Annotated in this window: 11 protein-coding genes and 1 pseudogene; 6 read left to right on the forward strand and 6 right to left on the reverse strand. The window is 62.2% G+C overall.

The features are described 5' to 3' along the window. Positions 1-83 precede the first annotated feature (83 nt). Positions 84-1,502: a GGDEF domain-containing protein gene (locus tag C2H86_RS02220; RefSeq protein WP_159411258.1), complete on the forward strand. Its 1,419-nt coding sequence runs from the start codon at positions 84-86 to the stop codon at positions 1,500-1,502. A 1-nt stretch (position 1,503) separates the two neighbouring features. Here C2H86_RS02220 and C2H86_RS02225 read toward each other — a convergent pair whose 3' ends face one another. Further along, positions 1,504-2,262 (reverse strand): sulfite exporter TauE/SafE family protein, encoded by a 759-nt coding sequence (locus tag C2H86_RS02225; protein WP_159411259.1) that lies wholly within the window; start codon positions 2,260-2,262, stop codon positions 1,504-1,506. Positions 2,263-2,361: 99 nt separating this feature from the next. Between C2H86_RS02225 and C2H86_RS02230 the strand changes: the two are divergent. Next, positions 2,362-3,282, forward strand: a pseudogene (locus tag C2H86_RS02230) (LysR substrate-binding domain-containing protein). Positions 3,283-3,398: 116 nt separating this feature from the next. On the opposite strand, the gene C2H86_RS02235 reads toward C2H86_RS02230, so the two are convergent. Further along, entirely contained in the window at positions 3,399-3,593 is a 195-nt protein-coding gene (locus tag C2H86_RS02235; protein WP_159411260.1) for a hypothetical protein, read from the reverse strand. A gap of 556 nt (positions 3,594-4,149) precedes the next feature. Between C2H86_RS02235 and C2H86_RS02240 the strand changes: the two genes are divergently transcribed. After that, positions 4,150-5,196 carry an alpha/beta fold hydrolase gene (locus C2H86_RS02240; protein ID WP_159411261.1) on the forward strand — a complete coding sequence of 349 codons (1,047 nt, stop codon included), beginning with the start codon at positions 4,150-4,152 and terminating at the stop codon, positions 5,194-5,196. Between the two features lie 136 nt (positions 5,197-5,332). Then, the gene (locus tag C2H86_RS02245) at positions 5,333-7,246 is read left to right on the forward strand and encodes a tyrosine-protein phosphatase (protein WP_159411262.1); all 1,914 of its coding nucleotides are present in this window, start codon (positions 5,333-5,335) and stop codon (positions 7,244-7,246) included. A gap of 31 nt (positions 7,247-7,277) precedes the next feature. On the opposite strand, the gene C2H86_RS02250 is transcribed toward C2H86_RS02245, so the two are convergent. Beyond that, entirely contained in the window at positions 7,278-8,216 is a 939-nt protein-coding gene (locus C2H86_RS02250; protein ID WP_430738570.1) for an AraC family transcriptional regulator, read from the reverse strand. Positions 8,217-8,331: 115 nt separating this feature from the next. Then, positions 8,332-9,567 (reverse strand): aromatic ring-hydroxylating oxygenase subunit alpha, encoded by a 1,236-nt coding sequence (locus C2H86_RS02255; protein WP_159411264.1) that lies wholly within the window; start codon positions 9,565-9,567, stop codon positions 8,332-8,334. Between the two features lie 336 nt (positions 9,568-9,903). Between C2H86_RS02255 and C2H86_RS02260 the strand changes: the two genes are divergently transcribed. Together C2H86_RS02260 and C2H86_RS02265 are read left to right on the forward strand one after the other, a co-directional pair. Next, the gene (locus C2H86_RS02260) at positions 9,904-10,917 is read left to right on the forward strand and encodes a GlxA family transcriptional regulator (protein WP_159411265.1); all 1,014 of its coding nucleotides are present in this window, start codon (positions 9,904-9,906) and stop codon (positions 10,915-10,917) included. A gap of 144 nt (positions 10,918-11,061) precedes the next feature. After that, complete coding sequence (locus C2H86_RS02265) at positions 11,062-12,390, forward strand: MFS transporter (protein ID WP_159411266.1); 1,329 nt, start codon at positions 11,062-11,064, stop codon at positions 12,388-12,390. 5 nt (positions 12,391-12,395) lie between these two features. On the opposite strand, the gene C2H86_RS02270 is transcribed toward C2H86_RS02265, so the two are convergent. Both C2H86_RS02270 and C2H86_RS02275 read right to left on the reverse strand, forming a co-directional pair. Continuing rightward, positions 12,396-13,112, reverse strand: coding sequence for a glycosyltransferase family 25 protein (locus tag C2H86_RS02270; protein WP_159411267.1), 717 nt, complete (start codon positions 13,110-13,112; stop codon positions 12,396-12,398). A 24-nt stretch (positions 13,113-13,136) separates the two neighbouring features. Continuing rightward, positions 13,137-14,510 (reverse strand): oligosaccharide flippase family protein, encoded by a 1,374-nt coding sequence (locus C2H86_RS02275; protein WP_159411268.1) that lies wholly within the window; start codon positions 14,508-14,510, stop codon positions 13,137-13,139. Between the last annotated feature and the right edge of the window lie 12 nt (positions 14,511-14,522).

Consider the following 14,522-nt stretch of genomic DNA (forward strand, 5'->3'; position numbering starts at 1 on the left):
TTGACATCAAGCACCCAGTGCCAACACACTGACACGTGAACACCCCAGGTGCTTATAGCCGTTGTCCTGGATTTCGTTTCCGCTTGTCGGTCGAGCCTATGGTTTTTCCAGCACAATCGCGCTTGTTGCCCTACCTTGGCCTGTTCGGCCTGACCTTTGCCCTGACCCTCGGCGGGATCCTGGCCCGGCCGATCGAATCGTTATCGCTGTTCTGGCCGGTCAATGCGGTGCTGGCCGGCGTGCTCTTGCGCTACCCGCGCCAGGCCAGCCTGTTGGGCATTACCCTGGTGTGGCTGGCGATGGTCGCGGCCGACCTGGCCTGTGGCAGTGCCTGGGCGCCAGCCCTGTGGTTCAACTTGTGCAACCTCGGCGTGGTGGTGACGGTGTGGTGGCTGCTGTCGCGACTGCCCCGCCCGCACCGGCGCATGCGCACCCCGCATGGGGTGCTCAGTGTGTTCGGCGCCTGTGCGGCAGGTGCCGTGGTGGCGGCCAGCATGGCCTGCATGATGGCCGCACCGTGGTTCGAAAAGTCGTTGCAGGCCACTTGGCTGGCCTGGTTCAGCGAACAGTTCTCGACCAGTGTGCTGGTGCTGCCCGTACTGCTCACCGCCCCTTCGGCACGTGTACTGATGCGCAGCGGCGCCCAGGCCATCCGCCTGGCGCCCTTGCTGGTGCTGCTGGCCTCACTGGCCTTCAGCATCGCCTTTGGCGGGCCAGGCGCCATCGCCTTTCCGATTGCCGCGCTGTTGTGGTGTGCCTGGACGTACTCACCCTTCCTGGTGTCGTTACTGGCACTCACCGCCGGCAGCACGCTGATCGTCGCGGTGGCGCAGAACCTCATGCATTTCAGCGTGCCGCAGAGCGAACCCGGGGTCACCACACTGATGTCGGCACGCTTGGGTATCGCCATGCTGGTCCTCGGCCCGCTGGTGGTCGCCTGTGTCAGCCAGGCCAATCGCAGCCTGCTGTCGCGCCTGGCACGCCAGGCCACCATCGACCACCTCACCGGCCTGCTCAGCCGCAGCGCCTTCACCCGCCGCGCCAATGCCCTGCTTGACAGCCGCCAGCAGCATGCGCTGCCGCTGACCCTGATGATGCTCGACATCGATCATTTCAAGTCGATCAACGACCGCCATGGCCATGCGGTTGGCGATCAGGTCCTGCGCCAGTTCGCCCGCACCTTGCAGGACCAGTTGCACGATGAAGAACTGCTGGCTCGCCTGGGTGGCGAGGAATTCGTGGTGGTGCTCCCGGGGCTGGCACCGGAGCAGGCCAAGTTCACCGCCGAACGCCTGCGCCGCGCCGTGCAGGACCTGCATGCAGCCCAGGGCGATGCGCGCCTGCAGATCACTGTGAGCATTGGCCTGGCCGGCTGCGCCGCGGACGAAACCGCGCCCAGCCTGGACGAACTGCTGGCACGCGCCGATCAGGCGCTGTACCGGGCCAAGGCCCATGGCCGCAATCGCGTCGAGCAGGCCGAGGCGCAACGCCAAGTCATCTGAATCAGATGAGCAGGTCCCAGGACAGCTTGGCGATCAACACGCACAGCAGTATCAGGAACAGCCCGCGCACAAAGCCTGCGCCCTTGCGCACCGCCAGCCAGGTCCCGGTCAGGGCACCGAGGATATTGCATGCGGCCATCGGCAGGGCAATGGCGTAAAGCACATTGCCCGTCGGAACGAAGAACACCAGGGCTGCCAGGTTGGTGGCGATGTTGACCACCTTCGCCGACGCCGAGGCATGCAGGAAGTCGAGGGCGAAGAAGCGGATGAACAGGAAAATCAGGAAGCTGCCGGTGCCTGGGCCGAACAAGCCGTCATAGAAGCCGATCGCACCCCCGATCAGCACCGCCAGGCACTGCTCCCGGCGGCCGATCTTCGCCGGCTTGTGCAAGGTGCCGAAGTCCTTCTTGCAGAAGGTATAGATCGCCATCAACACGATCAGCACCAGCACCGCCGGGCGCATCACGCTGGGTGGCACCAGCGAAACCGTGGCTGCCCCGGCGAACGACATGACAAAGGCGCTGAGCGCCGCAGGCACGATCAAGCCCCAGTCCAGGGTCACCTTGCGAATGAACGAGCGAGCGGCAAAGGCCGTGCCGCACACCGAAGCCAGCTTGTTGCTGCCCAGCAATGCCGCCGGCTGCGCAGTGGGCAACACGTTGAACAGCGCCGGGATCTGAATCAAGCCGCCACCGCCGACAGCGGCATCGATCAGGCCGGCAGCGAAAGCAAACAGGGAAAGTACGGCGATATCCATCATGGCGCGGTTCCAGGCAGTGAAAACAGACTGCAAGGCTAATCAAAGCGGCGCGCTTGTGTTGAAATGCCATATTGCGAAAACTGCAACAAGGAGCCTTCCATGGCATTGGACATGCTGCGCGAAATCCAAGCGTTCGTCAGTGTTGCGCACAAGCGCAGCTTCGTCGCCGCCGCACGCGCCCTGGGTCGCTCGCCCAGCGCGGTGACCCGGGCGGTGCAAACCCTGGAAGACAACAGCGGGTGCAAGCTGCTCAACCGTAACGCCAACGCCGTGTCCCTCACCGAAGCCGGTGAGCGCCTGCTACCCCACGCCGAACGCTTGCTGGATGTGCAACGCGACGCGGCCGATGAACTGGCCGCGCTCACCGGCAGCGCACAAGGCTGGGTGCGCTTTGCTGCGCCGCAACTGCTCGGCGAGCATGTTTTACCGGGCGTGCTGGCCAGCTTCAGCCAGCGCCACCCGCAAGTGACCCTCGACGTGCAATACAGCGACGCCGCCCTCGACCCGTTGCATGGCAAGTTCGATTTCGTGGTTCGTGGCGCCTTTCCGCAGTCGAGCGAACTGATTGGTTACCCACTGTGGCGTTACCACCGGCACTTGTATGCCAGCCCGGCCTATGTCGCTCGCGCCGGCATGCCCGAGCGGCCCGAGTAGTTGGACCAGCACGCCCTCATCCTGCATACCGCCCCGCGCATCCTCAAGGCCTGGCACTTCTGCCGTGACGGCCAGATCACCAGCCTGCGTCCGCACCCACGCTTGCGCCTGGGCTCTGGCGATGCGGTGTACCACAGCACACTCGCAGGTGCCGGCATCTCACGTCTGGCCGACTGGGTGGCAGAAGCACAGGTGAACGCTGGGCGTCTGGTGCGGGTGTGCGCGGATTACCGGCTGACCTCAAGTACCGGCCAGGACCCGCAGATGCACGCGGTATACCCCTCCGGCGAGCTGCCCGCCCGCGTGCGCGAGTTGCTGCTGGCGTTGCGCCAGGCGGGTGAAGCCGCCTCTGAATGGGCCGGCTGAATGCTGTTCAAATTCTGTTCAATCTAACAGAACCCGCAAATTTCCTGGCTTACAGAACTTTATCCACAGACCTACCCACGTTTTTTGTGGACAGATTTCCTCGGGCAATGAAGGACTTATCGCACGCTCAGCAGCGCGACATTCGCCGCCTTGACCAGCTCGATCCATTCCTGCGCGCTGATCTCCCCGGCCTGTTCCAGGGACTCGGCACAGCGCAGCGCCTGATCGTATTGATCCTCTTCGAGGATACCTTCGCTGAGAAAACGGCTACGCCACTCCAGCATGGCTGAAGTGCCCTTCTTGCATTCCATCTATGTACTGACTCCCAAGGCAAAAGACTGGGTGCGAATTTACGACCCATTATGACGCAGCGGGAGACTACACGAGGCTTTTACACTTGAGAACGACTTGCACCTACCACTGGTCCAGCGGTACGGCGTAGGGGGACTGCCAGGGTCTGGCAGCAATCTGGCCCATCTCTCGAGGTAGACAGGCCGGAGGGCGTGTGGTGAATCAGCTTGGCGGAATGGTACCCAGCAGGCCAATCAGAATGGTCAACAGCAGAAAGCCACCCAGAAACAGCGCGAGCTTGCCCATCGGAACCTCTTCAATGTGATAGCAGGGATGAAAAGCATTGTCGGCTTCAGGCTGATACGGTTACAGATGCAGGTTCGAAGAAAAAAAGCGGATCAGATGACATGCTCGGCACACGGCACCGAGCGGTGCGCCTGTATCTCAATGTGTACAAACTGAGACCGGATACACAAGAACGCTCACCGCAGCTGCAATCGACACATCCTCGATACAGCGATCGTCTTGAATGACTTGCATCCCACAGCGCCGATGGCCAAGCCAAGGAGACGCCCCATGCAAGCTCGCCACGTACCCGTTGCATCCACCGCACCCCGTCGTTTCAGCCGCTCCATCCTGTTTGCCTGCGCCCTCCTGCCACTGGCCGTCACGGCAGCCGCCGCCACACAGGCGGCGCATGCGCAGCCTGCCGTCGAGGCAAGCGACGCTTTCGGCCCGCTGAAACACATCAAGGCTGGCGTCCTCGATGTCGCCTACGTCGAACAAGGCCCGGCCGACGGGCCGGTGGTGATCCTGCTGCACGGCTGGCCCTACGACATCCACAGCTTCCAGGACGTCGCCCCCGCCCTCGCCGCCAAGGGCTATCGGGTACTGGTGCCCTACTTGCGCGGCTATGGCGAAACCCGCTTCCTTTCGCCTGACACGCCTCGCAACGGCCAACCCTCGGCGCTGGCCAGCGACGTCATCGCCTTCATGGATGCACTGCAGGTCAAGCACGCGGTGCTGGCCGGCTTCGACTGGGGTGCGCGCACTGCCGATATCGTGGCGGCGCTGTGGCCCGAGCGGGTCAAGGCGCTGGTCTCGGTCAGCGGTTACCTGATCAGCAGCCAGGAAGCTGCCAAGGCGCCGTTGCCGCCGAGCGCGGAGTTGCAGTGGTGGTACCAGTACTACTTCGCTACCGAACGTGGCCGAGCCGGCTATGAGAAGAACCGCCATGATTTCGCCAAACTGATCTGGCAGACCGCATCGCCCAAGTGGGGCTTCGACAGCGCCACCTTCGAGCGCAGCGCCAAGGCGCTGGACAACCCGGACCAGGTCGCCATCACCGTGCACAACTACCGCTGGCGCCTGGGCCTGGCCCAGGGCGAAACCCAGTACGACCCACTGGAAGCCAGGCTGGCCAAACTGCCCAGCATCGCTGTACCTACCATCACCCTCGAAGGTGATGCCAATGGCGCGCCGCACCCGCCAGCCGAGGCCTACGCACAGCGCTTCACCGGCAAGTACGAGTACCGGCTGATCACTGGCGGTGTTGGCCACAACCTGCCACAAGAAGCCCCGCAGGCATTCACCAAGGCAGTGGTGGATGCCGATCACCTCTGACCGGTCCACAGAGACGAAAAACGCACGCAGCAGACAGAACGCGCAGCCATTTGCGCTGCGCGGCAACTTGTAACATTCAGTTTCATCTTGCTCACCGACAGTAGCCAGCCCAACGCACCTGATCGAGGCTACTTCCGTGTTGCAACGTCTGTTCTGCTCCGTGTCCCTGCTGGCCCTGGCCATTTCCGCCGCCCATGCCGCCGACGCGCTCGACACCCCGCGCCTGGCCGGCATGGATAACTTCCGCGACATCGCCGGCACCAGCAGTGCCTACACCACCAGCCATGATGGGGTGATGCGTGCCGGGGTGTTCTACCGCTCCAACGCCTTGACGCCGACAACGGCCGACCTCGCCATCCTCAACGGCCTGGGCATCAGCGATGTCTACGACCTGCGCACCCCCAGCGAAATCGCCAGCACACCCGACACCCTGCCGACCGGCGCCAGCTATACCAACATCGACATCATCGGCAGCACCACGTCGGGTTCGAACATCACCAGCATCTCGTTCACCAGCGCGGCCCAGGCGCGGGCGATGATGCAGGAAACCAACCGCGCCTTCGTCAGCGATGCCGGCATGCGCGGGCAGTTCAGTGTGCTGTTCAACGAACTGGCCAGCGCCGACGGTGCCGCGCTTTTCCACTGCACCGCCGGCAAGGACCGCACCGGCTGGACCGCAGCCGTGCTACTGAGCATCGCCGGGGTCGACGACACGACCATCATGAGCAACTACCTGGCTACCAACGACTACACCACCGCCCGCGTCGCGGCAACGCTGGCCGCCATGCCGGCGAACATGGCCGCGATCTACGCGCCGCTGCTTGGCGTCGAAGCCAGCTATCTGCAGGCCGGCCTGGATGAGGTCACCGCCGAATACGGGACCATGGACAACTACCTGAAACAGGGCCTGGGGCTGTCGCAAGAAACCATCTATGTGCTGCGCGGCAAGATGGTGCGCTATGGCACGCTGCCAGGCGAAGCCGGCCTGCTGGGCAACGCCGCGGCGGGTGCGCAGCTGCTACGCCAACTGCAAGACACCTCGCTCTCGGGCACCTACACCGCCTACAACTATTACCTGCAGTCGGCCATCGACGCCGGTACGCTGGGTGGCGTCGAGTCGACCGTGGGCGGCCAGGTGCACGCCGATGCAGCCAGCTTCCTGCTGCGCCAAGGCGCAATGATCGACCGAGCAGCCGCGCCCTTTGCCGATGGCAGCGACCTCAAGGTCGGCCAGTCGCGCCTGTGGAGCACCGCGCTGGCCGGCTACCTGGGTACCGATGGTTCTTCCCACGCCGCCAGCAGCAACGAGCACAGCCAGGGCCTGATGCTCGGCATGACCCAGCGCTTCTCCGAGCAGCTCAGCGCCCATGCCGGTTTCGGCTACAGCAATGGCAATGTCGGTGGAGCCGGTGGCGAGGCGGACACCGATCTGACCTTCCTCAGCCTGGGGGCGCGCTTCGCGCCCAATGGCCTGGAACAAGGCCTGTTCATCGACGCCGATGCCAGCGCTGGCTGGCTCGACTATTCGAGCAAGCGCGAACTCGGTGGCGGCCTGGGCACGGCCAAGGGCGATAGCCACGGCACCCTGGCCGGCGGCAGCCTGGCGCTGGGCTATCGCCTGCCCACCGGCGCCCTGGTGCTGGAGCCGAGCCTCGGGCTGCGGGTCAGCCGCGTTGACGTGAATGGCTTCACCGAGAAAGGCAGCGAGCTGGCCCTGCAGGTGGATGACCTGAAAGAAACCCGTCGCGCTGCCGTGGCCAATCTCAAGGCCTCTTTTGCACCGGTCGCCCTGGGCAGCTGGCAGCTGGTGCCAGGGGTCGAGGTGGGTTACGAGCATGTGCTGGGCGATCATGAGGTCGACAGCGAAGGCCATCTGCTGGGGCTGGATATCGAGCAGCGGGCGGCCTTTGATAATCGTGACCAGTTCGTGGGTGGCGTGAACCTGATGGCCAACCTCGGGGCGCTGAGTGTCGGTGCGGAGGTGGCAGCCATGGGTGGCGGGGACAGCCATGGGGTCAGTGGCAGCCTCAAGGCCAGCTATGCCTTCTGATACTTGAAGGGGGCCACTTTGTGGCCCCCGACTACCGGCGCCGAATCAAGGCCGGGCTGACACCAAAGGCTTGCCGGAAGTACAGGGCAAACCGCCCGGCATTGCTGAAACCATGGCGCAAGGCAACCTCCGCCACCGACCCTCCCTCCCCGCGCGCCAGCACCTCTCGCGCCTGCTCCAGCCGCAGCTGCCGCTGATAGCCGACAATCGATGTCCCGGCAAAACGCCGGAAGCCCTCCTGCAACGCCCGCAGGCTGACATTGGCCAACTCCGCCAGCTCGCTGCCACTGACCTGCCTGGCCGGATGCTCGCGCAAATAAGCCATGGCCAGCTTCACGTGTCGCGGTGCAATCGCCGGGGCCGGCTTGCGCAACGCCTCGCTGTAGTTGTGCGGCCAGGTTTCGAGGAGCGCGTCTACCAGCATCTCCTGCAAACGCACAGGCATCAGCAGCCCGGTGTTGATCAGCTGGTCGAACTCGGCCCCGGTTGCCAGCTCGAGCAAGGCCCGGATCCCCTGAAACGCCGGGTTGCCCAGGTCGACCTGCGGCGCGAAGCGAATCGGCGCAGGCAAGGGTTGTTCGAGCAGGGTTGAAAGACGCTCGGCGAACGCGCCACGGCGGATCGACATGCCGCACTGGGCGTGCCCTTCGGTGATCCTCACCGAACGGATGTCGAGCTTGTCCACCGCCAGGCCAACCTGAGCACCACCGATCGACTCGCCGCGGTGGTCGAAGATGATCTTACCCGCAGTGGGCAGCACAAAAGTAATTTCGTCCTGCGGCGCCGGCAGGACAATGGTGAAGTCGCCCTGGTATTGCATGCGCCGCACGCTCATGCCGTCGAAACGGCCGTAGACGCCACCGATGGCGATACCTTCGCCCAGTGGCCGCATGTCGGCATACAGGTTGCCGTACAATTGCGTGAACAAAGCAGCGAACTCGTCGCTGCGCATGTCGCTGGAACGGAGCATGAACTGCTTGCGGATCGTGCCGGGATACACCGTGTCGCACACCTTGTGCCACGAAAGGGGACCGGCACACTATCAGCCGCGCATGACAGGCGCGTGACGCCCTGCCCTGGCCCAATCAACCTACCGATTTCAGCTGCGGCCGCCCTTCCAGGCGCTCGAGCATGGTCTGGCAGTACCAGTCATCGAACTGGCAGACACCATTCTCGGCATTCTCGGAGAACGGGCCAGGCTCGTAACTCGGCGAGGAAACACCTGCATGGGTACCTTCGACCAGGCGACGATCCTGGTCGTTGGTGGCCAGCCAGACCTTGGTCAGGCGGTCGAGATCGTAATCGACCCCTTCCACCGCAGATTCCGGCACCAACCATTTGGTGGTCACCAGCGTCTCGCCTGGCCCGATCGGCAGCACGCGGAAACTCAATGCGTGGTCGCCCAAGAAGTGGTTCCAGGTCGAGGGGTAGTTGAAGTACAGCAGCGCGCCGATATCCGCCTCGCCACTCTTGTCCAGCCGGCCCGCAACGGCTGGCTTGCCATCCATGGTGTAGCTGACCGCACCGGCAGACAGCGGAATACGCGTCATGCGGAAGCGCCCCAGCGGGTCCATGTTCAGCCGGCTGGGCATGCCAGCGGCTTCACAGCGGTCCCAGTGCGCCACCAGTTCCGGATCGTCATCGCCGCCCACGCCGGCAACCGACAGGTTTTCGACAAAGGAATTGAGCAACTCTGGGTGGGTGCCGTCGCAGTGATAGCACTCGCGGTTGTTCTCGAAGACCAGTTTCCAGTTGCCCTTCTCGATCAGGTTCGACTCGAAGGCGACCTTGCAGTTTTCCAGGAAGTGCGGCGCGATGAAGGGGCTGACGGCGGCGCGGAAGCTGGAGAAGTCCGGGGCCTTTTCCGCGACGCAAACATAGATGTAGGTGTGCACCACTTCGATATGCACCGGCTTCAGGCCGTAGTTCGACTTGTCGAAGTCGGCGCCCATGTTGCCGGCATAGATCAGGTTGCCATCGAGCTCAAACGTCCACTTGTGGTACGGGCACACCAGCTTGGCGACCTTGCCACTGGCATGCTCGCACACCTTGGCGCCGCGATGGCGACAGGCGTTGTGGAACGCGCGCACCTCGCCATCCTTGCCGCGCACCACGGCCACCGGGTAATCACCGATCTGCAGGGTGAAATACTGGCCAGCCTTGGGAATCTCGAAGGTATGCCCGGCGAACACCCAATCCTTGTGCCAGATCTGCGCGAGATCCTGCCGGTAGACCTCAGGATCGAGATAGAGCTCACGCGGCAACACATGGCGAGGTTTGCGTTGCTTGATCAGGCCAATCACGGATTCATTGCTGTTCATTATTATCCTCCGGACACTGCAAATAACTGTAACTTCAGTCGCTCCTTCGCATATTACGCCGCACTGAAAAACTTGCACCGGCACTAAAATTACCTTACACATAACTTAAATTCATGCGAGAAACCAAGCTGATTGACGCTGGACAATCGACTACCCACGACATTATGTTACGCAGCCATAACAAGGGGTTATCAAGAAAAGCCTGGAAAAGTCGTTAGACCAGCGCCGCGAACCACCCCTATATTAATGCGCACACTGACGGCAACTTCCGCCCTCAATAAGCAACGACATTCAACGAGTAGCGCAAGCATTGAGCCTGGGCTACTGGGTGCCGCCATGAAAACAATTACAAGAGCGTTCAGCCGTACTTTCGTCGACCGTAACCTGGGCTTCATATCCCACGAGCGGATCGAGCGAAAGACCTCCAGGGTAGGTTTTCTCCTGCTCGAGAACTTCTCGTTACCCTGCTTCACCCAGGCACTGGATGTACTGGTCACCGCCAATCTGCTGGCGCCGGGTGCGGTACGCGTGCACACCTTCAGCCATGACCACCGCGAAGTCATGAGCGACCTGGGCATCCCGATCAGGCCCGACACGCCGCTGACCGACATTCGCCTGTCCGACCTCGATCTGATGATCATCTGTGGCGGCTTGCGGGCCGCCAGAACAGCACCGAACTGGCTGTCGACCTTGCTGAAGAAGATCGCCAGAATGCCAATCGCCCTCGGTGGCCTGTGGAACGGTGCCTGGTACCTGGGCAGCGCAGGCCTGCTGGATGGCTACCGTTGCGCGATCCACGCCGAACAGCGCACGGCCCTGGCCGAACGGGCCCCGCATGCCAACGTCACCCATGAACCCCTGGTGTTCGACCGCAATCGCATGACATCCGCCACGCCCAATGGCGCCTTCGAGATGATGATTCGCTGGCTCGCTGTCGGTTCTGCCCCCCAGCTTGCCGATGCGGTACTGGATACGCTGGACGCCGACCAGAGCAAGTACCGCAGTGTGCAGAAACCGCAACAACCCAAGGTGAGCCAGGTACTGCGGGAAGTCATCGCGTTGATGGAGGCGAATATCGAAGAGCCGCTGAGCCCGGACCAGCTTGCCGATGTCGTCGGCCTGTCGATACGGCAGATCCAGCGCCTGTTCAAGGACCAGCTGAACACCACTCCGCAGAAATACTACTTCCAGCTCAGAATCACCGAAGCCCGCCGCCTGATACAAAACTCCAATGCCTCGATCTTCGATGTTTCGCTGGCGTGCGGTTTCGTCTCATGCACGCATTTCAGCCGATCCTACAGCGCTTTTTTCGGGCACCCGCCGTCGAAAGAAATCAGGTATGAAACCTGATCAGGTCAAGGACAGGCCTGGTTGCACAACAACAATAACGACAACTATCGCCCTCTGAATTTATTGAGCGAGTTCGGTCGCGAAGTTCATTTTTCGCGACATTGCGCTGCCAAATTTCAAAAAGCCTTGCATCAGGATATAAAAATGACGCGCCCTAATCTTTCAGTAGAAGATGTACCGCTCAACAACTTCCACCGGCTACTCACGCTGCGCTCGGGCGGCGGTTCGTTCGTCGACGGTTATGTGCTCAGTATCATCGGCGTGGCCTTGGCACACCTCAGCACTTCGCTGTCCTTGAGCAACTTTTGGGAAGGCCTGATTGCCGCATCGGCCTTGATCGGGATTTTCTTCGGCGGTTTCCTCGGCGGCTGGCTGACCGATCGCCTGGGCCGCAAGCGCTTGTTCTTTGTCGGCCCTACCCTCTTTATTCTCGCCTCCCTCGCTCAGTTCTGGGCTGATAGCGCTGCAGCGATCTTTGTTCTGCGCCTGATCATCGGCATTGCCGTGGGTATCGAATACCCGGTCGCCACTTCGTTGCTGGTGGAGTTCATGCCCAAGAAATACCGCGGCCCGCGCCTGGCGATGCTGACAATCCTCTGGTTTGCCGGTGCAGCGGCGGCCTACATCGTCGGTGAACTGGTGCTGCGCAGCGGTGGCGACGACGCCTGGCGTTGGGTACTGGCCAGTTCGGCCACCATCGGCCTGGCTCTGTTGCTGGTGCGCATCGGCACCCCCGAATCGCCGCGCTGGCTGCTGAGCAAAGGCCGTGATGCCGAGGCAGAGCAGGTCATCAAACAGGTTTACGGCGGTGATTTCGGCCTGCACAACTTGCCGGAAGAGAGCCCGAACTACACCGTCAACGTGTGGAGCCTGATCTACTCGGGCTATGCCAAGCGCATGCTGTTCATCATCGTGTTCTGGACCTGCTGCATCATTCCGCTGTTCGCCGTGTATGCCTTCGCGCCCAAGGTGCTGGCCGCGATGAACGTGAAGGGCGACAGCGCCTCCATCGGCTCGGTGCTGATCACTTTGTTCTTCGTGCTCGGCTGCATCATCGCCACCCGCCTGATCAATACCCTCGGCCGTCGTAACCTGTTGCTGTACAGCTTCAGCGTGTCGGGCCTGGCGCTACTCTGCCTCGGCGCGTTCAACAACGGTGCGGGCATCTGGGTGCTGCTGTTCTTCGCCCTGTACGCGCTGTTCATTGGCGGCGCCCAGGTGCTGACGCTGGTCTATCCGAACGAAATCTTCCCGACCGAGATCCGCGCATTCGCGGTGGGCGTGGGCACTTCGATCTCGCGTATCGGCGCGGCGGTGGGCACCTACCTGGTGCCGATTTCGCTGGACACACTCGGCATCGCCCAGACCATGTATGTGGCCGCAGGCATCACCTTCTTCGGCTTGCTGCTGTCGTGGCTGCTGGCGCCGGAGACACGTTCACTGAACCTGCAGCAGGCTGCGGCGCTGAGCTGAAGCGGCTAGCGGGTCAGCCTGAGCTTTTCTGCCTTCAAGCGCCGATAGAGGGCCATAAGCGGCCGCAGCAGGACCATGCGGTCGAAGATCGACAGCGCATGCAGGTCGGTGCGCGAAGGCCTCTGGTAACCCAGGTTCCAGGTGAAGTAGTAGGCCTGGATGCTCTTGTCGGTGTGGATGAGCGTGTTGAGAGCTGCGTCGTAGTGCATCGGCCCGCCGTCCGGGTGCCCGGGCGGGCGTTGCAGAATCTGCGCCAGAAAGTCGCGCAGCTTGCCCACGCTCTTGCCATTGACCGCGTAGAAGTGCGACAGGTGTATGGGGCGATCGACCAGCACCCAGCCGGGGGTATCCGAATTGCCTTCGAAACAATGCCCCAGGTAGACAATATCCCAGTCCATGCCTTGCAGAGACTCGATGGCTTTATTGCCTATCGGGCCAATGCGCCGGGAAAACTGGATGTCGTCTTCCATGATGAGGATGTTGTCGACATTCAGGCGCACGGCTTCTTCCAGTATCTGCATGTGGCTCATGAAGCAGCCCCGGGCGCCGATGCTGGGGAAGCCCTCTTGGTCGGTAGGCGTTACTGCCGGGAAAAAGCCGATCTTTTGGTCATCGATGTGGAAGCCGTTGCGGGCAAACTCGGCTTCGGTTTCTTCGCGGCGGTCCGTTCTGGACGGGATATTGATGATTCGGGTCCGATCAAAAAAGTCGATCACATTCATCGTTCAGGTCCTTGGTACAGCCGATCAGAAGGCGAAAAGGTGGCTGATGAACTGGCCACACAGGGCGCCAAACACCATGACGGGCAGTACCACCAGCTCACGCTTGATACTCAGCATGCCCAGCTGGTGGCTGACCTTGAAGATCAGGAACAGCGTGAAGAAGGTATGCAGGGCCACCCCCCACAGCGCGTAGGTCACCCCGCCGATGGCCAGCAGCAACGGCATCAGGGTGAACAGCGCCACCACCCGGATGATATTGTCCATGGCCATGTACTTGGTCAGCCCCAAGGCCATCCAGATCTGTTGCGTCAGACCGTAGCGCAAGGTGAACAGCGACAGCGACAGGATAGCCATCATCTGCCCGGCGTCCTGGTACCGGGCGTCATACAGCCAATGGATGATCAGCGGGCTGGCGGTGAACAGGAAGCCGCAGGTGAACAGGGTCAGCACATCGAAGATCAGCCTGAAGCGGAAATACAAATTGCGCAGGCGATCCATGTCACCGGTCCTGGCCGCCTCGCTGAAGGCCGGCAAGGCCACCGCCCCGGCCAGCCGCTGCAGGCTGAGCTGGAACGCCGCCAGAATGCCTATGGCAATCGAATACACACCCAGCTGCGCCACGGTCATGCTACCGCCGAACCAGATCCGGTCGCCCTGCATGGCCAGCACGCCGATGGCGGACGACAGGAATACCCAACGGCCGTAGTTGATGATTTCGCGCAGGGCTGCCGGGTCCCACTGTGGGCGGTCTTTGTGCCCCGGGAAAATCATGTGGCTGAGTACCGTGGTGACCAGGGTGGAGACCAGGCCTGCAGCCACCAGCGCCCAGATGGAACGGAAGAAGTAGCCGATCACCAGCATCACCACCAGGCCGGCGATTTGCGAAACCAGCTCGACCAGCACCACTTTCTTCTGCTGGAAGGTGCGGATGGCCACATCGATCTTGGTCGACTGGAAGGCGAAGATGATCGCGAAAAAGCCGGTGACAGCCAGTATCCCAGGCAGCTGAGGGTCAGCGTAGGTGGAATGCATCGGCCACATTTCGAAATGCTGGGAAATCCACGACGCCAGCGCCACCAGCTGCATCACCACGAACAGCCCCAGGCCGCGAATGATCTGCAGCGACCAGATGGTATTGAGGAACAGCGGCTCGTCGCCGCGCGGGCTTTGAATGATGTTCTGCCGCAGCCCCACATCGGACAGCAACAGCAGCAACACCGAAACCGTGGTGGCAATGGCCATGAGGCCGAACATTTCCGGCAGCAGCAAGCGGGTGATGATCAGGTTGCCACCCAGTCGTATGACCTGGGAAGCGACGATGGAGCCGATATTCAGCGCCCCAGCCAACAACACGCGTTTGCGAAGACTTTGCGAGGACGACAGATCGATCGTAGACATGGCACCCACAGT

Origin of the sequence: Pseudomonas putida (assembly GCF_009883635.2) — a bacterium.
In the GTDB taxonomy this organism is placed as follows: Bacteria; Pseudomonadota; Gammaproteobacteria; order Pseudomonadales; family Pseudomonadaceae; genus Aquipseudomonas; species Aquipseudomonas putida_W.